17 protein-coding genes are annotated in these 19,257 nt (G+C 68.5%); 9 read left to right on the top strand and 8 right to left on the bottom strand.

Annotation, left to right across the window (positions count from 1 at the left end; all coding sequences use genetic code 11):
* Positions 1 to 327 precede the first annotated feature (327 nt).
* From IAE24_RS28940 to IAE24_RS28935, 3 genes are all read left to right on the top strand, one after another.
* Complete coding sequence (locus IAE24_RS28940) at positions 328 to 486, top strand: hypothetical protein (RefSeq protein ID WP_016448437.1); 159 nt, start codon at positions 328 to 330, stop codon at positions 484 to 486.
* Positions 487 to 525: 39 nt separating this feature from the next.
* The gene (locus IAE24_RS30495; protein ID WP_233630802.1) at positions 526 to 681 is read left to right on the top strand and encodes a hypothetical protein; all 156 of its coding nucleotides are present in this window, start codon (positions 526 to 528) and stop codon (positions 679 to 681) included.
* 150 nt (positions 682 to 831) lie between these two features.
* The gene (locus tag IAE24_RS28935) at positions 832 to 1,878 is read left to right on the top strand and encodes a hypothetical protein (protein ID WP_199962464.1); all 1,047 of its coding nucleotides are present in this window, start codon (positions 832 to 834) and stop codon (positions 1,876 to 1,878) included.
* A 90-nt stretch (positions 1,879 to 1,968) separates the two neighbouring features.
* Here the strand turns inward: IAE24_RS28935 and IAE24_RS28930 are convergent, their stop codons facing one another.
* From IAE24_RS28930 to IAE24_RS28895, 8 genes are all read right to left on the bottom strand, one after another.
* Positions 1,969 to 4,020: a TonB-dependent siderophore receptor gene (locus tag IAE24_RS28930; protein WP_233630801.1), complete on the bottom strand. Its 2,052-nt coding sequence runs from the start codon at positions 4,018 to 4,020 to the stop codon at positions 1,969 to 1,971.
* 234 nt (positions 4,021 to 4,254) lie between these two features.
* Complete coding sequence (locus IAE24_RS28925) at positions 4,255 to 6,738, bottom strand: TonB-dependent siderophore receptor (protein WP_199962462.1); 2,484 nt, start codon at positions 6,736 to 6,738, stop codon at positions 4,255 to 4,257.
* A 121-nt stretch (positions 6,739 to 6,859) separates the two neighbouring features.
* Positions 6,860 to 7,918 carry a FecR domain-containing protein gene (locus IAE24_RS28920; RefSeq protein ID WP_199962461.1) on the bottom strand — a complete coding sequence of 353 codons (1,059 nt, stop codon included), beginning with the start codon at positions 7,916 to 7,918 and terminating at the stop codon, positions 6,860 to 6,862.
* A complete protein-coding gene (locus IAE24_RS28915) occupies positions 7,915 to 8,430 on the bottom strand; it encodes a sigma-70 family RNA polymerase sigma factor (RefSeq protein ID WP_199962460.1) in 516 nt (171 codons plus the stop codon). Before IAE24_RS28915 ends, IAE24_RS28920 begins: the two co-directional genes overlap by 4 nt.
* A gap of 137 nt (positions 8,431 to 8,567) precedes the next feature.
* A complete protein-coding gene (locus tag IAE24_RS28910; RefSeq protein ID WP_199962459.1) occupies positions 8,568 to 11,105 on the bottom strand; it encodes a TonB-dependent siderophore receptor in 2,538 nt (845 codons plus the stop codon).
* A 97-nt stretch (positions 11,106 to 11,202) separates the two neighbouring features.
* A complete protein-coding gene (locus IAE24_RS28905; protein ID WP_199962458.1) occupies positions 11,203 to 12,156 on the bottom strand; it encodes a FecR domain-containing protein in 954 nt (317 codons plus the stop codon).
* Between the two features lie 2 nt (positions 12,157 to 12,158).
* On the bottom strand, positions 12,159 to 12,638 hold the full coding sequence (locus IAE24_RS28900) for a sigma-70 family RNA polymerase sigma factor (protein WP_063328624.1): 480 nt from the start codon (positions 12,636 to 12,638) through the stop codon (positions 12,159 to 12,161).
* Positions 12,639 to 12,785: 147 nt separating this feature from the next.
* The gene (locus IAE24_RS28895) at positions 12,786 to 13,424 is read right to left on the bottom strand and encodes a TetR/AcrR family transcriptional regulator (RefSeq protein WP_071956946.1); all 639 of its coding nucleotides are present in this window, start codon (positions 13,422 to 13,424) and stop codon (positions 12,786 to 12,788) included.
* Between the two features lie 140 nt (positions 13,425 to 13,564).
* Between IAE24_RS28895 and IAE24_RS28890 the strand changes: the two genes are divergently transcribed.
* The 6 genes from IAE24_RS28890 to IAE24_RS28865 all read left to right on the top strand — a co-directional run.
* Positions 13,565 to 14,911, top strand: a complete 1,347-nt coding sequence (locus IAE24_RS28890) for an NAD(P)/FAD-dependent oxidoreductase (RefSeq protein ID WP_199962457.1) — start codon at positions 13,565 to 13,567, stop codon at positions 14,909 to 14,911.
* Positions 14,908 to 15,660 carry a DUF1365 domain-containing protein gene (locus IAE24_RS28885; RefSeq protein ID WP_013800469.1) on the top strand — a complete coding sequence of 251 codons (753 nt, stop codon included), beginning with the start codon at positions 14,908 to 14,910 and terminating at the stop codon, positions 15,658 to 15,660. The genes IAE24_RS28890 and IAE24_RS28885 overlap by 4 nt, the downstream gene beginning before the upstream one ends.
* Positions 15,657 to 16,925 carry an SAM-dependent methyltransferase gene (locus tag IAE24_RS28880; RefSeq protein ID WP_199962456.1) on the top strand — a complete coding sequence of 423 codons (1,269 nt, stop codon included), beginning with the start codon at positions 15,657 to 15,659 and terminating at the stop codon, positions 16,923 to 16,925. The genes IAE24_RS28885 and IAE24_RS28880 overlap by 4 nt, the downstream gene beginning before the upstream one ends.
* The gene (locus tag IAE24_RS28875) at positions 16,922 to 17,539 is read left to right on the top strand and encodes a hypothetical protein (RefSeq protein WP_200016411.1); all 618 of its coding nucleotides are present in this window, start codon (positions 16,922 to 16,924) and stop codon (positions 17,537 to 17,539) included. The genes IAE24_RS28880 and IAE24_RS28875 overlap by 4 nt, the downstream gene beginning before the upstream one ends.
* Positions 17,540 to 17,557: 18 nt before the next feature.
* The gene (locus IAE24_RS28870) at positions 17,558 to 18,871 is read left to right on the top strand and encodes an MFS transporter (protein WP_199962536.1); all 1,314 of its coding nucleotides are present in this window, start codon (positions 17,558 to 17,560) and stop codon (positions 18,869 to 18,871) included.
* Positions 18,868 to 19,257 (top strand): DUF3833 family protein (locus tag IAE24_RS28865; RefSeq protein ID WP_233630800.1); only part of this gene is annotated, 390 nt, incomplete at its 3' end. The genes IAE24_RS28870 and IAE24_RS28865, both read left to right, overlap by 4 nt.

Genomic DNA, 19,257 nt, shown 5'->3' with positions numbered 1-19,257 from the left:
AGTCTCCACAACCTTGGACTCGCTAAGTGAACATTGGCACGTCTAAAGGGGACAGGTCATGTGAACGAAATTTGTCAGAAATATCCGTAAATTTAGTAAATCCAAGCCTGCCCTGTTCCTTCGTTGCCCCTGTGCGAAATGTCCGTCGGACACCCGGCGGCTGGCCTACCTGCGGTGTCGCAACATGGGGCTGCGCACGCTCTGGCCGGTCCTACGGCTGAGCCGCATGCCTGGTCCCACACTGGTTACCAGCGCAGTGCATATCTGCGCTGCAGTCGGGCGCTTCGTTTGACGCGCCTCTTTGACCACCATGTGAAGGAGATACCCATGGCTCAGCAAAACGACCAGCAACAGCAGCAGCAAAACAACCCGCAGCAGCAGAACCCGAACCAGCAAAACCCCGGACAGCAGCAGCAGGACAACCCCCAGCACAAGCAACCTGGCCAGAACCAGCCAGGCCAGCAGCAGCCCAATCAGCCCCGCTGACGGGCTGGGCGGCGTTCCGTTTGACGTGAGGATGGAACCATGAAACAGCTTCTTCCCACGAGAGGCCCGCTGCATCCGGTCCATGTTCCCCTGCAGATGGGGCAACCCATCACGGACAGGAACTACAGCCAGATGCAGTGCAAGGCGAACGTCCGCCAACAAGGGCAGCCTTTGCGCCAGCCACAGCAACGCTGATTGATCGCAGCCAGCGCTGGTGCAGCGCTCCCTGGAACCGGCCGCCTTCGGGCGGCTTTTCCGTGTCGAGGGCCTGCCCCTGGCCGGGGCCGCCGGAGATCTCCCCGCAAAATGACGCCTTTCCAGCATCAACCCCGAAGGATTTCAACGATGACACTGCAGCGCCCCTGCTTCGTTTTGCCGACCCTGGTGCTCGCCCTGGGATTGTCAGGGTGTGCCGCGCCGCCTTCCAGCGGGCAGCTCGAGAAGGAGGAAGCGGAGCAGGCAAAGACGCTGTGGGTGATCAGCGAAGCCTTGAAGGCCAACATGGCCGTGGTGCTGGTGGCTGATCTGACGCCGCACAAGTCGCTGGCCGACGCCGATGGCATGTCGAAGTGGACTCCCAACGTGGTCTGGACCCATGAGGACAAGCCGGAGATCGTGTTTGGCCGCAAGTTCCAGAACAACGCGCTGCAGCGCGACCCCAAGACCACCTATCTGTTCAAGGCCTTCGAGGTCCATGTGCTGCCGCCGGGCAAGTACCTGATGACGGGGGGTGACGACTACCGGCTCAATGCCCAGCTTGACCAGCTGGGCGCCAAGGCCGGGGCCACCGGCGCAGGCCGCGGCACCCTTGGAACGGCCACGTTGTCGCCGGAAACCTATCGCCAGTTCTATACCGAGATGAACTGGAAGGAGGGCACGACGCACTCGCAAAGCCGGATCGAGAAGTACTGCACCACGGTGCACCGCGCCTCGGGCAATTGCGTGGCCTGGGGCGAGCGCATGGTCACCGACAGCACGCCGGGCATGGCGGCGGGCTACTACCAGGACACGGATTCGCGCGACATTCCCGCACTCAAGGTCCAGGTGCGCGTGCTGCCCAGGCAGGCGCTGGCCAGCTTCACGCTGGAGGGCGGCCAACTGGTGCTGAGCCAGCGTTCGCACCTGAAGACGCCCAGCTACCAGTTCCGCCAGGCCGGCTGCCGCAAGGTGGCGGCCGAGAAGGTGGAATGCCCGCTGGAAGACTTCACCGTCCACACACTGCCGCCGCCCATGGAGTTCACGCGCAACTATCTGGCCACGCGCGCCAATCTCAACGCCGAGCAGGAAAAGCTGATGGCACGCCTGGTGCCCATGCAGGTCACCACGCTGGGCCGCCAGGGCGCGGCCGACCCGGTGTGGGGCACGCCGATCTCGCTGCGCAAGGGGCCATGAAGCCGGGGCGCAGCCGGCGCCCGCCTATCGGCGCCGCCGGGTTGCGCACCTTGGCTGAAAGGCTCGCATGCGTGAAGGAGCCAGCCAGCCTCAGTACTTGAACCTGGCACTCACCATCAGCGTGCGCGGGCTGCCGAAGCTCAGCAGCTGCGCGTTCGGCGTGGTGCCCTGGACGTAGTCCTTGTCCAGCAGGTTCTTGATGGCCAGGCTCAGGCCCCATGACTTCGCTTCATAGCCCAGGTTCAGGTCGAGCAGGGTGTACCTGGCCAGGTTGACGAAGGCCGTGCCGCGCTGCGCCGTGCGGGCGCCCTGCATGCGCAGGCCTGCGCCCATGTTCCAGCCCATGCGGTCGGGGTTGAAGTAGTACTGCGTGAAGACGGAGCCCGCGTTCTTGGGCACATGGTTGATGCGCTTGCCGATTTCGCTGGCCGTCAGGCTTTGGGAGGTCCGGGCCGAGGGGATGTAGCTGTAGGCGGCCGAGACATTCCATTGCCGCGTCAGCGAGGCGACGACTTCCGCTTCGAAGCCCTTGGTGGTCTGCTCGCCGGTCTGGACGGCGTAGCCCAGCGTGGCGTCGTTCTCGGTGACGTTCTTGCGCCGCAGGTCATACACCGCCAGATAGCCTTGCACGCGCCGGTCCAGGGCCTGGAATTTCACGCCCAGTTCGGTCTGCTTGCCCTCTTCGGGATTGAGCAGCGTGCCGTTGACGCCGGCATCCGTCACGGGCATGAAGGAGGTGGAGTAGCTGACGTAGGGTGCCAGGAACTCGCTGGCCTGGTACATCAGCGAGGCGCTGCCCGTGAAGGCGGTGTTGCTGTTGCTGACGGAGCCGCCGGCCAGCCTGTCCTGGATTTCCACGCGCGTCCAGTCATGGCGGCCATTCAGGCCGACGATCCATTTCTCATCGATCTTGATGGTGTTGCGCAGGTACAGGCCCACGTACTGGCTGTAGGTCAGGTTGTGCGAGGGCTTGCCCTCCTTGATGGAGGTGACGCCATAGACCGGGTTGTCGGCGTTGAAGGGGTTGATGTTGTCCACGCGCTGGTAGTAGTCGCTGCGCTCTCGCATCATGTCGATGCCGGCGGTCAGCTCGTAGTTCACGCGATCAAACTTGAAGTTGCGCTGCAGGTAGTTGTCCAGGGCGATGTTGACGTCCTGCTTGTCCTGGTAGTTGATCTGGCGCGCCACCAGGGGGAACCTGGCATTGGCCGCCGCAAAGACCGAGTTGCTCAGGCTGCTGCCCTTGGTAAGCGCGAAGTTCTGGCGGAACACCCATTCGTTGTCGAAGTAGTGCGCGTAGTTGGCACCCAGGCGGTAGGAGTCCACCTCGTAGCTGCGGTCGGGTTCGCCGATGAAGACATTGCGCCCGTATTTTTCGTAGTTCTGCGGAATGCCCTGGTTGCGGATGTAGTTGCGGTGCTGGTAGCTGGCGATGACGGACAGCTCGTTCCTGCCGTCCAGGTCGAAGTTGTACGAGCCCGCCAGGTACTGGTTCTTGAAGTAGACGTAGTCCGTGGGATCGTTCTGGTCGGATGCGCGGCCCACGATGCGGAAGGCGCCCTTGCGGCTTGCGTCGGGCGAGTAGTTCAGGTCGAAGTTGGCCTCCTTCAATCCATAGCTGCCCACGCTGATGCCGGCGCGCGAGAACGACTCGGCCTGCGGGCGCTTGGTGGTCAGGTTGACCAGGCCTCCCGGCAGGGCCAGGCCGAAGCCCACCGAGGTGGGGCCCTTGACCACTTCGATGGAGCCGATGCCGAAGATGTCCTCGGAGCGCAGGACATTGGTGGAGGTCTGCGCCCGCAGGCCGTCCACATAGGTTTGCGCGCTGGAGATCTGGCCGCGGATGATGAAGTCATCCCAGCCGCGCCGGCCGTACGAGCCGGATGCCACGCCGGCCACGCTCTCCAGCGCCTCGGCCACGGACCTGACCTGTTTTTCCTCGATCTGCCGCTGGGTCACCACGCTGATGGACTGCGCGGTCTCGAACAGCGGCGCATCGGAGCGCAGCACGCCCGTGGTTTTGCGGGCGACGAAGTTGTCTTCGTTGTTCTGCTGCTTCTCGGCCTGGATCTGCACGGTTTCCAGTTGCGTGGACGGTGCGTCGGCGGCCTGGGAGAAGGCCATCACGGGGATGGCAGCCATGGCAAGGCACAGGCAGGAGCGGGGCATGCCGGCAATGGGGGGGAGGGTGTGGAAGGAGGAAGGCATGCGCAATGGCCAGTCAATAGAGGAAAAAAGCGTTTGGCGGGGCGTTCGGCGAGGCGATACGCGGGGAGATAAGTTCATGGAGGTGATGCGTGATGCGTGGCATCGCATGCGGCTGCGTGCCGGGACAGACACAAAAGAGGAAAGGCCGGGGGCCGGGCTGGCGCCCGCTCAGAACTCGACCGTGGCGCGCAGCAGCACCTGGCGCGCGTCGCCCATCGAGATGAAGTAGGTGTTGGCGCTCGACGGGTAGTAGGTGCGGTCGAACAGGTTCTTCACGTTGAGCTGAAAGCGCGTCCTGTAGCCGTTGATCCGCGTGTCATACGTGGCAAAGGCATGGGCCACGGTATAGCCCGGCAGCCAGAAGGAGTTGGCCGAGTCGCCGGGCCGCCTGCCCACGTACTGCAGGCCGCCGCCCACGCGCAGCCGGCCCTCGCCCAGCACATTGCCCAGCACATCGCCCAGGACCTGGCCAAAGTCGTACACGGCCGACAGCGAGGCCGTCTGCCGCGCCACGTTCCACAGCTGGTTGCCCTGGTAGAGCGGGTCCTGCGTGGTCTTGGCATCCACATAGGCAAAGGCCGCGATGGCGCTCCAGTGGCGGCCCAGCTCGCCGGCCACATCCACCTCCAGCCCGCGCGATCGCGCCGCGCCCGAGGTGCGCCAGTCGGTCAGCTTGGTGGCGTCGTTGAACTGCGAGACCAGCACGTTCTTCTTGCGGATGTCGAACAGCGCCAGTGTGCCGGTGAGCTGCCCTGGCAGGTCCAGCTTGGCGCCGGCTTCCCAGGACCGGGCCTCCTCGGGGGCCACGCCCGAGTCGATCACGGTGCCGCTGGCCAGCGGCGCGATGGTGGAGGTGGGCCTGAGCGACTGCGAGTAGTTGCCGTAGAGCGACAGGCCGTTGGCCAGTTGGTAGACCAGGCCGGCGCGCGGCAGCCAGGCCGTGCCGTCGGCCTGGGTGTTGGCCTTGAAAGGGCGGCCCCGGCCGGCGGTCTGGCGCCAGGTCTGGTAGCGCAGGCCGGTGGTCAGCACCCAGCGGTCGCCCAGGTGGATGGCGTCCTGCAGGAACAGCGACTGGTTGTGCAGCTGGTCCCTCTGGTCGCTGTCGCTGGCCGAGACGGTGGCCGAGGGCTGCTCCAGCCCATAGACGGGATTGGCGTAGCTGAAGGTGGAGGTGACGGCCTGGCGCAGCAGGTCGGAGCGGTAGATCAGCCGGTACTCGGCATCGGCGCCGAACTGCAGGTCATGGCGCAGGCCCGCCAACTGCACGCTGCCGTCCACATAGGCCGAGCCATAGCTGTCGGTGCTGAGCGCGCCGTGCGTGGCGTCGTTGCTGCGCTGCAGGGTGCCGCGCGCGGTGTTCACGCCGTTCACGCGCAGCTGGTTGGCGTCGTAGATCTCGCGGTTGTAGCTCAGGTTCAGGTGGGCGGCCCAGCCGCTGCCCAGGCGGTGGTCCACGGAGAGCTGGGCCAGGTGGGTCTCGCCCGTCATCTGGTTGAAGGGCTCGTCCAGCCGGCGCGTGGCCGGAAGGTCCAGCGGGCGCCGGGTGACCGGGTCCAGAGCCGTGCCGCGATCGAAGGGCGTCAGGTACTTGCGGTACTCGTACCAGAGCACGGCCTGCGTGTCGTCGCCATACCAGGCCAGCGACGGCGCCACCAGCGTCTCGCGGTGCTGGCCGAAGTTGCGCCAGTAGTCCTCGTCCACATGGTCGACGACCAGGCGGTAGGCCAGACCGTTCTCCCCGATGGGGCCGGTGGTGTCCAGCGTGGCACCCGTGCCGTTGCGCCCGCCCGCGTAGCCCGAGCCCTGCAGCGACAGCGCCGTGCGCTGGCGCAGCTGCGGCTTCTTGCTGACCACGTTGATCACGCCGCCCGGGTCCATGAGGCCGTACAGCAGCGAGGACGGGCCCTTGATCACTTCCACGCTCTCGGCGGCGGCGTTCATGCCGCGCCCCTGCACCAGGGGCATGCCGTTGTGCATGACGGAGCCGTCGCGGTTGGTGCCGAAGCCGCGCTTCATGATGGTGTCCTGCGTGCTGGCCAGGGTGTTGCCCTGGGTGACGCCGCTGACATTGGCCAGCGCCTCGTCCAGGTTGCGCGGGCGCTGGTCGCGGATCACCTGGGCCGGCACCACGTTGACCACCTGCGGGATCTCCAGCACGGGCGCCGTGGTGCGCAGGCTGGAGGCATCGGGCGTGGGCTGGTAGCGCTCGTCGGCATCGACCGGGGCAGGGGCCGCCCGGGCCACGACGCGCACGGCGGGCAGCTCGGTGGCGTCGGCCGCTGCAGCGCCCGCCGTTGCAGGCATGGCCGCCTTGCGCACGATGAATTCACCCGCGCCGCCTTCCACCGCCTCCAGCCCGGAGCCCGCCAGGATGGCTGCAAAGCCCGCGCCCACGGTATAGCTGCCGCGCAGGCCGCCCGACTGCCGCTGGCGCGTGCTGGCCGGGTCATAGGACAGGGCCACGCCTGCGGCCGCCGCAAACTGGCCCAGCACCGAGGCCAGCGGGCCGGCCTCGATCTCATAGGCCCTGGCGGCCTGGCGGGTCTGCGCCAGGGGCTCGGCCGCATGGCCGGGGGCCGCACATGCCACCGCCGCAGCCAGCAGGCAGGTCAGCGCCGCGCGGGCGGGTGTCGGTGTGAAGGGCGTTTGCATTCGGGTTTCCTGGCCATGAACAGCGGTGAGACAAGGGCTTTCATGAAGGGAGCCGAACGAGATCGCAAAAGATGAAAATGGGCCGCGAAGTTTTTTGCGCGGCATGGGGAACTGGCTGACCCTAGACGGGCACCAGGGTCAGCCAGTAGCGCGACAGGCCGGCCGCGCGCACCGGGAAGGCGCGGGTGATGACGGCCAGCGCCTTGTCCGTGTCGGCCAGCGGAAACACGCCGGACACGCGCAGGCCGGCCACGGCCGGGTCGCAGGCCAGGCGGCCGGGCCGGTAGCGTGCGAGTTCGCGCACCACGTCGTCCAGCCGCCAGCCGTCCACGATGAGGCTGCCGCCCACCCAGCTGACCAGGGCCGGGTCGGCGGCCTGGGCGGGAAGCATGCCGTTGCGGTTGAAGCTGGCCTGCTGGCCGGCCTGCAGCCGCAGGCTGCGGCTGGGGTCCTGCAGGGGCTGGATTTCCACGGCGTCCTGCAGCACGCTCACCACGGTGTCACCGCCCTCGCTGCCCTCGCTGCGCACGGTGAAGCGCGTGCCCAGCGCCAGGATGCGGCCCTGCGGCGTGTGCACCATGAACGGGCGGCCCTCCTTGGCGCCCGCGCCGGGCCCGGCCAGGGAATGGGCGGTCTGCACCAGGATCTCGCCCTCGCGCAGCACCAGCAGCCGGCGCGTGGGGTCCATGGACACGTCCACCGAGGTCCTGGTGTTCAGCGTCAGCTCGGACCCGTCGGCCAGCGTGACGGTGCGGCGCTCGCCCGTGCCGGTGCGGTAGTCGGCCAGCCAGGAGCGCACGCCGCCCTGCCCGCCGGCCAGCTGCCATGACAGGCCCGCCACGGCCCCGCTGCCCACCAGTGCGCCGATGCCGCGCAGCACCCGGCGGCGGCTGCGCCGGCTGGCCTGCAGCGTGGAGGCGGCCAGGTGGCCCGGCACGCGCTGCAGCATGGACTGCAGGGCGTCGAAATGCCGCCATGCGCGCTGGTGCTCGGGGTGGGCCTCATGCCAGCGCTGCCAGGCGGCACGGTCGGCGTCGGTGGCATCGCCGGAGCAAAGTCGGGCGTACCAGGCAATCGCTTCCTGGCGGATGCGGGCCTGGGCCTGGGCTGGGGTGGTGGTGGTTGGCGAATGTGCAGCCGCGTCCACGGCGCTGTCGCTGTTCGAGGGCAAGGCCGTCATGCGCCGTCTGCCACGATGAGGTAGCAGTGCTCCAGCGCCTTGAGCATGTAGTTGTTGACGGTGCGCACGGTCACCTGCAGCCGGGCGGCGATCTGCGCATAGGTCAGGCCTTCGAGCTGGGAGAGGATGAAGGCCTGGCGCACGGCGGGCTTCATGCCGTCGAGCATGGCGTCGATGGCCACCAGGGCCTCCAGCACGATGGCGCGTGCTTCGGGTGAGGGCGCCTGCGGCTCGGGCACGGCAGCCAGCGATTCCAGATAGGCCCGCTCCAGCGCCCGGCGCCGGTGAAAGTCCACCACCAGGCCGTGGGCGATGGTGGTCAGGTAGGCGCGGGGGTCCACCGGGTCCGCCCGCTCCTTGCGGCCGAGCAGGCGCACGAAGGTGTCGTGGGCCAGGTCGGCGGCATGGTGGGAACAGCCCAGTTTTCTGCGCAGCCAATCGCGCAGCCATCGGTGATGGTCACGATAGAGCGACTGGACCTCGTTGTGCAGCGCGAATTCGCCGGATGACATGCTGACCCCCACAACCGCAAAGATGAATCCCCTGATATCAATGACTTAATGCGATTGGTTCTCATTTTAACCAGGGGGTCGTCCGGGCTGCACGGGTGGGTATTGGCAGGCCCCGGCGATCGGTGCCTGCCCGCGGGTCACCAGGTGTGCGCGTAGCTGATCTTCAGCACCGTGCCGGCCGCTGGCAGGCGGCTGGTGTTGTTGTTGCTGCGCAGCAGCTGGCTGTAGAGCGGGAAGTACTGGCGGTTGAACAGGTTTTCCACGCCCAGGGACACGCGGTTCTTGGGGTCGATCTTCCACTGGCTGATCAGGTCCACCGTGGTGTAGCCCCGCGTGTCATAGCGGCCAAAGCCGGTCTTGCCGTCCAGGCGGTAGTCCTTGGCGGCATACGAGGTTGCCTGCAGGCGATGGCTCCAGCGGGCATCGGGCCGGTACTCCACATAGGCCGTCAGCTTGAGCGGCGGGATGCGAAAGCCCGTCATGTCCTGGTAGCCGCTGGCGGCCTGCGGCAGCTCGCGGCCCTTCATCCAGGTGAAGCTGCCGCCCGCGCTCCAGTGGTCGTCATCGCTGAAGTAGTCCAGGCCGCCTTCGATGCCGTGGATCTTCTCGCGGGTGCGCAGCAGGGACAGGCCGTTGTTGAAGCTTTGCACGGCGCCCAGGTTGGAGCGCGACTGGAAGACGCTGAGATTGGCCATCACGTTGGAGAACTTGCCGCGCCAGCCCATTTCATAGGTGTTGGTCTTGACCGCCTGCAGGTTGGAGTTGCCCAGGTTGAAGGCCGGCGTGGCATTGCGCACCACCACGCCGATGTCCGGCAGCTCGAAGCCCTGGCTGTACGAGGCATAGAACTCCTGGCCCTTCACCGGCGTGAAGACCGTGCCCAGGTTGTAGGTCCAGGCGTTGTACTGGACGGTGCCGCCATTCACGGACTGGGGGTTGGGCACCCGCGATTGCGACAGCGGCGTGAAGTCGTTGAAGCTGGCCTGGGCGCGGTCGTAGCGCAGGCCGCCTTCGGCCGACCATTGGTCGCTGAACCGGTGCTGCAGCTGGGCGAAGGCGCCGATGCTGCGCGTGGTGACCGGGGGCATGTAGATCAGGCGCCCGGTCTTGTTGAAGACCAGGCCGCCGCTGGCGTCATAGGCCCTGGGGTCGAAGATGTCGATGGGCATGTCGGTGCGCTCCTGGTGGAAGTCCGCACCCCAGATCAGCAGGCTTTTCTTGCTGGCGCCCAGCGGCGTCTTCAGTGTCAGGCGCCCGCCAAAGACCTCGGAGTTCTGCATGGACTGGTCGACATTGGCGCCCCGCACCGGCACGGCGCGTGCGTCGAAGGGCGCAAACCGCGTGAAGAAATCCCGGTAGTAGAGCTGGGCGGCCAGCGTGCTGCCTGCGATGTCCCGGTTCTCGTAGTCCAGGCCCAGCATGGTGTTCTTGATCTGGTTCTGGTCGGCCAGCACCAGGCCCTTGATGGGGCGGGCCGCAGCCGTTCCGGCCGGCAGCCGCGCCACCGACGGGTCGGAGGCGTAGTCCGTATCCTGGGCCGCGTTGTAGTGGCTGGCGGTCAATTGCAGGCGCTGGTCGGCATCGAGCTTGAAGCCGATCTTGGCCGAGGCGTTGTAGATGTTGGAGTCGAACAGGTCGCCCTGGCTGGGCTCGGGCGCAATGCGGTTGCCCTTGGCGTCAAAGGCACCGCCCATGTGCTTTGCGCCCAGGCTCACCGAGTAGTCGACCACCTCGCCGCCGCCGGACAGATAGTGCTGCACCTCGCCACCCAGCCCCGCGCCGCGCAGGCGCGACAGCGGGGCCGAGCCGGTGACGATGGTCTCGGCCCGCGTCTCGCCCGAGGGCCGCTTGGTGCGGATGGAGACAATACCGCCCGCCGCACCGCTGCCGTAGATGGCGCTGCTGCCGCGCAGCACCTCGATCTGCTCGATGTCGGCCGGGTTGATGTTGGCCAGGTTCCTGGACGAATCGCGGTTGGTGTTCAGCGGAACGCCGTCCACCAGCACCAGCATGTTGCGGCCCCGCAGCGTCTGGCCGTAGTCGGTGATGGTGTGGCTGGAGTCCGCCATGCCAGGCACCACCTTGCTGAGCATGGTGGCCAGGCTGTCCGAGCCCTGGCGCAGCTGCTCCACCTCCTGGCCTTCCAGAATCGTGACCTGCCGCGAGGGTGCGACCAGGTTGTTCTGCGTGCGCGCGGTCACCGTGATGGCGGCAAGTTCCGTGGCCTCTGCTGCGGCTTGGGCAGCGGACGGGGCTGCGGCCGGGGCTGCGGGCACGGCCGCTGCAGCGGACGGCGCCTGGCGGGCCGCCGCAGGCAGCTTCTCCAGCGCGTAGTTGCCCGCACCCACGCGGCGCGCTGTCCAGCCTGACGTGTTCAGCAGCTGCGCAAAGCCGTCCTCCACGGAGAACGTGCCGGACAGGCCGCGTGTCTTCATGCCGCCGAGCTGTTGCAGGTCCATGCCCAGGTTCACGCCTGCCTGCGCGGCAAAGGCCATCAGCGCCGGGCCCAGCGGACCCTGCTGGATCTGGTAGCTCCGGGCAGCGGCGCTGGCGGCCGGCTCGGCCGCCTGGACTGGCAGCGCGTGCAGCAGCAGCGAGGTGCTGGCGGCCAGGGCCGCCAAGGCGGTGGCGCGCAGGCTGGCGCGTGGTCCGGCGGTGGAAGAAGGGGAGTGCATGGTGTTCTGTCCTCTGGGCGGTCGATGAAAGTGCTTTTCACACCCCTTGACAGGCGAGAGTGAAAAACCGGACAGCCCTGGCAGAAAAAAATCCAAATCAGCGCCGCGCCACCGTCACCCAGTACCGGCTGCGCTCGTGCACGCGCACCGGCAGGGTCTGGGCCAGAAGGGCCAGGATGCGGTCGGTGTCTTGCAACTGGTACGTGCCGGAGACGCGCAGGTCGGCGACATCGTCGTCGCACCGCACAAGGCCTTCGCGGTAGCGCGACAGCTCGGCCAGGAAGTCCTGCAGGCGCAGGTTCTCGGCATAGAGCACGCCCAGCGTCCAGGCCGAGTCCCGCGCCGCCACCGGGCGGGTGGCGCTGGCGCCATGGCCATCGAAATGCAGTTGCTCGCCCGCATGCACCACCACGGCCTTGGCCGATGCTGCCGGCGTGACGCGCACCGCGCCCTCCAGCACGGCCAGCGCCGTGCCGTGCTCCAGCTTGCGCACGATGAAGCGCGTGCCCAGGGCCTGCATCTGGCCGTCGTCTGTCTGCACCATGAAAGGCTGGGAGGCGTAGGGCGGGGCATGCGCGGTCTCGACCAGGATTTCCCCCGCATGCTGGCGGATGCGCCGCGCCGTGCCATCCATGCGCACGCTGATGGCCGAGGCCGTGTTCAGCTGCACGCGGCTGCCATCGGCCAGCGTGACCGCGCGGCGCTCGCCCTTGGCCGTTCGGTAGTCGGCCGTCCAGTCCTGCCAGGGCAGGTGGCGCCAGGCCAGCCAGCCCAGCGCGGGCGTGGCCAGGGCCAGCACGGCCGAGCGCAGCAGCTGGCGCCGTGCGGCCGAGGGACGCGCGCGGTTGAGCGTGGCCATGCCGATGGCGCCGGGAACGGCGTTGAAGCGGCCCTTGAGCTGCTCGGCGCACTGCCAGATCTGTTCATGCCGGCTGCTCTGGCTGCGCCAGCGTGCCAGCTCGGCCTGCTCGGCGGCGCTGAAGTCCGAGGCGTGCCTGCGGGCCAGCCAGCGGGCAGCCTCGTCCAGGATGCGTGCGTCTGCGGCCTGCATGCTCAGCGCTCCAGCATCACCAGCAGGCATTGCCGAAAGCCCTGGGCCATGTAGCGCGTCACGGTGCGCACGCTCAGTTGCATGTGGGCGGCAATGTCCTCGTAGGACAGGCCTTCGAGCTGGGACATGAGAAAGGCCGTGCGCACCTTGGCGGGCAGGGCGTCCAGCAGCGCATCGAGCTCCTGCAACGTCTCCAGCAGGATGGCCCGCGCCTCCACGGACAGCACGGTGGCCTGGGGCAGAAGGTGCAGGGAGGCCAGGTAGGCCTGCTCCAGCGAGCGGCGCTCCAGGTGGTTGACCAGCAGCCGCCGGGCCACCGTCGTCAGGTAGGCGCGGGGCTCCTGGATGTCCTCGATGGCCTGTGTCCTGGCGCTGACCCAGATGCGCGTGAAAGTGTCCTGGGCCAGGTCGGCCGCATCGCAGCGGTTGCCCAGCCTGCGCTGCAGCCACGCGACCAGCCAAGGGTTGTGCTGCGCGTACATGCTGCCCAGAGCCTGGCTGGCGCCACTGTCGGTGGATGGATGCACGTGCCGGGCCTTTCCTCTTGTGCGTCAAAGAACTCCCGGCATTTTATCCAGTTGATATGAATTCTCATTTGCATTGAGGCCGCAGCGGCCCGGGCCGGCCGTTCAACGGGCTGCGGCCAGCCCGTCGAACGTGGTGCTCGTGACCCAGTCGATGATCTGCGCGTGCGTGTACTGGCCCGATTCCTTGAGCAGGGCCACCACCGGATCGCAGGCCCGCGCGAACAGCGTGTAGAGCACCAGCTCGGCCGGCAGCGCGGGCTGCAGCTGGCCGCTGGTCTGGGCCTCGGTGATCCAGATGCTCAGGCGGTTGCTCAGGGCGATCAGCCGGTCCATGTAGGCATCGTTGGATTGCAGGGAGGCGCTGAGGTTGGAGTTCTGCGCCGGCAGGGAGGGCATCTCGCCTTCCAGCTGGGTCTGCATGGCCCAGCATGTCACGGCCTTGAGCTGGTCCAGCGGGCGCACCGGCGTGCCGGCCTCGGCGGCCTGGGCCGCCGTGTCGCGCAGGCCGTCCACAAAGGCCAGGGCGCGGTCCAGCACGCCCACCATGGCGGCGCCCGCCAGTTCTTCCTTGGAGGTGAACAGCTTGTACAGGCTGGCCTTGGCCATGCCGGCCTCGGCCGCGACCTCGTCCACCGTCATGGCGTCGTAGCCCTTGGTGGCCAGCAGCCGGTTGACGGCCGCCACGATGGCCTGCTCGCGCACGCGCTGTATCTGTTCTTTGATGGAGGAGCGGCTAGTCATAGCGATATTTTAGACCTCGCAGGTCATATCTGATACCAAATAGTGCAAAGCGGGTATGTTTGGTTTATAGTTTGAACTCATCAGTTCACGATTTGGTCTTTGTGGTCTAGTCGGGCTGTTCAACCAAGAAGGGCGCCTCCATGCATCGCATTGCTGTCATCGGTTCGGGGATTGCGGGGCTGGCCGCAGCGAGCCGCCTGGCCGCGGCGCCGGGCGGGCCTGCCGTGACCTTGCTGGAGGCGGGCGGCCATTTCGGGGGGCACGCCAACACGGTGGACTTGACGCTGGGCGGCGTGAGCCAGGGCGTGGACACCGGCTTTCTGGTTTTCAACCACCGCACCTATCCGCTGCTGACGCGTTTGTTCGAGCAGCTGCAGGTGCCCACGGCTGCCGCCGAGATGTCGTTTTCCGTGCAGGTGCCTGAGGCCGATGGCCGCGCGGGCCTGGAATGGAGCGGCAGTTCGCTGGGCGGCGTGTTCGCGCAGCGGGGCAATCTGCTGCGCCCGCGCTTTCTGAAGATGCTGGCCGAGATCCTGCGCTTCAACCGCCTGGCCACGCGCATCGCCCAGGAAGGCGATGAAGCGCGGCTGCGCAGCGCCATCGGCGATTTTCTGGACGACCACGGCTTTGGCGCCGCCTTCCGTCAGGACTACCTGCTGCCCATGATGGGCTGCATCTGGTCCTGCCCCACCGACCAGATGCTGCGCTTTCCCGTGGCCACGCTGATCCGCTTTTGCCACAACCATGGACTGATCCAGGTCACGGACCGGCCGCAGTGGCACACGGTGCGCGGCGGCTCGCGCCAGTACGTGCGGCGCATGGTGGCCGCGCTGCTCAAGGACGGCCGCCACGAGGCGCGCCTGAATGCGCCCGTGCTGGGCCTGCGCCGCGCCGCGCATGGCGCACTGCTGCAGACGGCGAACGGCACGGAGTCGTTCGACGCCGTGGTGCTGGCCTGCCACAGCGACCAGGCCCTGCGCCTGCTCGGCAGCGATGCCACGCCACAGGAGCGCAGCGTGCTGGGCGCCATCCGCTACCAGCCCAACCAGGCCGTTCTGCACACCGATGCCAGCGTGCTGCCGCGCAGGCAGGCGGCCTGGGCCGCCTGGAACTACGAACGCGCGGCCGACCCGGGGCGGGACCAGGCCGGCGTCTGCCTGCACTACCTGCTCAATCGCCTGCAGCCCCTGCCGTGGCAGCAGCCCGTGATGGTTTCGCTGAACCCGGTGCGCCCGATCGATGAAGGCCAGGTCCACGCGCGCATCGAGTACAGCCACCCGGTGTTCGACCTGGCGGCCATCGAGGCCCAGGGCCGCGTGGCCGACGTGCAGGGCCAGCGCCGGACCTGGTTCTGCGGCGCATGGTGCGGCTACGGCTTTCACGAAGACGGCCTGCGCTCGGGACTGGACGCGGCCGATGGCCTGCTGCGTGCCCTGCCGGCCTTGCCCGTTCTGCCCGCCAGCGCGGCCTTCGAGGGGGTTGCATGACGGCCCGCCCCCTCATCGGCTTCGGCCATGTCTGGCACCGCCGCCTGCGGCCTGTCGAGCATGCCTTCCGCTATCCCGGCTACTTTCTGATGCTGCCGCTGCGCAGCCTGCGCACGCAGCCGGACGCCGCGCTGCGGCGCAACCGGCTGGGCTGGCTGAGCTTTCATGACAGCGACCACGGCGAGGGCGGCTGCGACGCACTGGCCTGGTTCGAGCAGCTGCTGCACAGCGAAGGCATAGCCGACGCCGATGGCGAGGTCTGGCTCCACACCTTCCCGCGCGTGCTGGGCTACGTGTTCAAGCCCGTGAGCTTTTGGTATGCGCACCGCGCCGACGGCTCGCTGGCCGCCGTGCTGGCCGAGGTCAACAACACCTTTGGCGAGCGCCATGCCTATCTGCTGGCGGGACCGGACCTGGACTGGGGCCGCGAGCAGGTGGCGCGCAAGCAATTCCATGTCTCGCCGTTTTGCGAGGTGCGCGGCGAGTACCGCTTCCGCTTCGAGCGGGGCGAAGACCGCACCCTGGCGCGCGTGGACCTGCACGACGAGGACGGCCCGCTGCTGCAGACCAGCGTGGGCGGCGTGCTGCACCCGCTCGACGGCGCCACCGTGCGCCGCGCCTTCTTCGGCACGCCCCTGATGACGCTGGGCGTGGTCGCCCGCATCCACTGGCATGCGCTGCGCCTTTGGGCCAAGCGCGTGCCTTTCCATGGCAAACCCTCCGAGCCCAAGCGCTTCGTCACACGATGAACACTACCGCCGCCCCCCTGCTGAGCCCCTCCGCGGCAGCGCCGCGCCGCACGCCTGCACGGGCGCGCCGGGTGCTGAACCTGCTCGAACGCCTGCCCCACGGGCAGCTGGACCTGGAGCAGCCCGATGGCCGCCTGCTGCACCTGCCCCGCCCGCCGTCGGGAGCTGCCGATGCGCATTGCGTGCTGCACGACTGGCAGGCGCTGGAGCGCACGCTCAAATCGGGCGACATCGGGCTGGCCGAAGGCTATATCGCCGGCGAGTGGGACAGCCCCGACCTGGCCGCCCTGCTGCGGCTGTGCATGGCCAACCGCGACCATGTGCAAAGCCTGGTCTATGGCAGCTGGTGGGGCCGGCTGGGCTACCGCCTGCGCCATCTGCTGCAACGCAATACGCGGGCCGGCAGTGCCAGGAACATCCATGCCCACTACGACCTGGGCAATGATTTCTACCGCCTGTGGCTGGACCCCGGCATGAGCTACAGCGCGGCCTGGTTCCAGGGCCGCACGGGCCAAGCGCTGCGCAACGCGGACCTCCAGCAAGCCCAGCAGGCCAAGCTCAGGCGCACGCTGGACGAGGTGCGGCTGCAGCCCGGCCAGCGCCTGCTGGAAATCGGCTGCGGCTGGGGCGGGCTGGCCGAGGCGGCGGCGCAGGAGTTCGGCGCCCGGGTCACGGGCGTGACCCTGTCGCGCGAGCAACTGGTCTGGGGGCAGCAGCGCATGCAGCAGGCGGGCCTGGCCGACGCGGTGGAGCTGCGCTACCAGGACTACCGCGACCTGCCCGCGCGCCATGCGGGCGAGCCCTTCGACGCCATCGTCTCCATCGAGATGTTCGAGGCCGTGGGCCGCGAATACTGGCGCGGCTACTTCCAGACGCTGCGCGACTGCCTCAAGCCCGGGGGCCTGGCCTGCATACAGACCATCACGCTGCGCGAGGATCTGTTCGCGCGCTATCTGCGCTCCACCGACTTCATCCAGCAGTACATCTTCCCGGGCGGCCTGCTGCCCAGCATCCCCGCCTTCGAGCAGGAGGCGCGGCGCGCCGGCCTGGTGGTGGAGCGCCGCATGGCCTTCGGCCGCGACTATGCGGAAACGCTGCGGCGCTGGCGCCAGGCCTTCGAGGAGCGCCTGGAGACCGTGCGTGCCCAGGGCTTTGACGAACGCTTCGTGCGCATCTGGACCTTCTACCTGGCGTATTGCGAGGCGGCCTTCGACACCGGCAACACCGATGTCGTCCAGTTCACGCTGCGCAAGCCCCTGCCATGACAGCCCCGCAACCTCACGCGCGCCGCGCCCCCAGTGCACCCCGCGCCCCCCGCCGCCAGGCCCTGGCCTGGGGCGCCGCCTGCGTCCTTGCCCCTTCATTGATCACCATGTCCAACGCCCTGCACGCCATCACCCCGACCGCCGAACTTCCGGCCGAACTGCGCAGCGCCCTGCCGTCCGCGCGCCTGATGGGCACGGCCGTGCTGCGCTTTTTCGGCCTGCGCGTCTATGAGGCGCGGCTGTGGGCTGCGCCCGGACTGCTGCCCGAGGACTACGCCCGCCACCCGTTTGCGCTGGAGCTGGTCTACGACCGCAAGCTCGAAGGCGCGGCCATTGCCGAGCGCTCCATCGCCGAAATGCGCAGGGTCGGCAGCTTCACCGAAGAGCAGGCCCGCCAATGGCTGGACCTGATGAAGCAGGCCTTTCCCGATGTGGTGGCCAAGGACCGGCTGCTGGGCCTGAACGACGGCCAGGGCGATGTGCGCTTTTTCCACAACGGCCGGCAGACGGCGCAGCTGCGCGATGCCGACTATGCGCGCCTGTTCTTCGGCATCTGGCTGGCGCCGCAGACCTCGGCGCCTGCCATGCGCACCTCGCTGCTGGGCCAGGGCTGAACGCCAGCGGACCATGCCATGACCTCCGTCCCGGCCCCCGCTCCCGCCCCCGTGCTGCCCTGGCGCACAGGGCTGGCCTATGGCGGGCTGGCCGCGCCGCTGGCCTTTGTGTCCCTGCCCCTGTATGTGAACCTGCCCTATCACTACGCCAGCGTGGCCGGCGCGCCGCTGGCCGGGCTGGGCGCCGTGCTGCTGGCCACGCGGGCGCTCGATGCCGTGGTCGATCCGGCCATTGGCCGCCAGGCCGACAGGCTGCTGCGCCAGGGTATGCGGCCGGCCTGGCGGGCGGCTGCGCTGGGCAGCCTGCTGATGGTGCTGGGTTTCGGGGCGCTGTGGCATCCGCCGCGCGGCTCCGAGGCCGCCATGCTGGGTTGGCTGGCCGGCAGCCTGCTGGTGTGCACGCTGGCCTACAGCTTCGTCACCATCCTCCACCAGGCCTGGGGCACCCGCTGGGGCGGCCAGCCCGCCTGGCGTGCCCGTGTGACGGCCTGGCGCGAGGGCGCCACGCTGGCGGGTGTGCTGCTGGCCAGCGTGCTGCCGGCCGTGATGGGCCTTGACGCCACCAGCGCCGTGCTGGCACTGGGCCTGGTGCTGGGACTGATGGGGCTGTACCGGCTCCGGGCGCCCGTGGCTCCTGTGTCCCATGTGTCCTCTGCGCCCCGCATGCCGCAACCGGAGTCCCCGGCCTCGTCCACTTCTCCGTGGGCGGATGCCGGGTTTCGCCGGCTGCTGGCCATCTTCATGCTCAATGGCGTGGCCGCGGCCGTTCCCGCGACCTTGCTGCCCTTCTTTGTGGCCGACAGGCTGCAGGCGCCTGCACTGCAGCCCCTGCTGCTGCTGTGCTTCTTTGGCGCGGCGGCCCTGGGCCTGCCGCTGTGGGTGAAGGCCGTCTCGCGATGGGGCCTGGCGCCCAGCTGGCGCGCGGGCATGCTGGCCAGCGTGCTGGCCTTCGGCTTCACGCCCTGGCTGGGCGCGGGCGACGCCATGGCCTTTGCCGTGATCTGCCTGGCCAGCGGGCTGGCCCTGGGCGCGGACCTGGCCCTGCCGGGCGCACTGCTCACGGGCGTGATCCACGAGTCCGGCCAGGGTGGCCGGGGCGAGGGCCGCTACCTGGGCTGGTGGACCTGCGCCACCAAGCTCAACCTGGCCCTGGCTGCGGGCCTGGCCCTGCCCCTGCTGTCCGCCGCGGGCTACCGCAGCGGCGGCACCGACCCGGCCGGGCTGCAGGCGCTGGCCTGGGCCTATGGCGGGCTGCCCTGCCTGCTCAAGCTGGCGGCGGCGCTGCTGCTTTGGCGCGCCGAGCGATTGCATTCTTCCTGGAGTCACACATGAGCCACATCACCCACTGCGCTTCGTTTTCGCCGCTGCGGCGCGTCTGCCTGGGGGCGGCATTGGCACTGTCCCTGGCGGGCTGTGCCGGGCCTTCGGTCCAGGACTACGCCAAGGAGCAGCCGACGCTGGACCTGCGCCAGTATTTCAACGGGCCGCTGACGGCGCACGGCATGTTCACGGACCGATCAGGCAAGGTGGTCAAGCGATTCACCGTGCGCATGACGGGCCGCTGGAATGGCGACGAGGGATCCCTGGAGGAGCACTTCGTCTACAGCGACGGCAGCACCCAGGAACGGGTCTGGCATATCCGCCACCTGGGCGAGGGGGGGGGGCGGGGGCGGGGGGCGGCGGGGGGGGGGGGGGGGGGGGGGGCGAGGGGGGGCGGG

The sequence above is a fragment of the Delftia sp. S65 genome (assembly GCF_016516495.1).
Lineage (GTDB): Bacteria > Pseudomonadota > Gammaproteobacteria > Burkholderiales > Burkholderiaceae_C > Comamonas > Comamonas acidovorans.
Note: the sequence above shows the minus strand (reverse complement) of the source record. Positions and strands in the feature narration are given on the sequence as shown.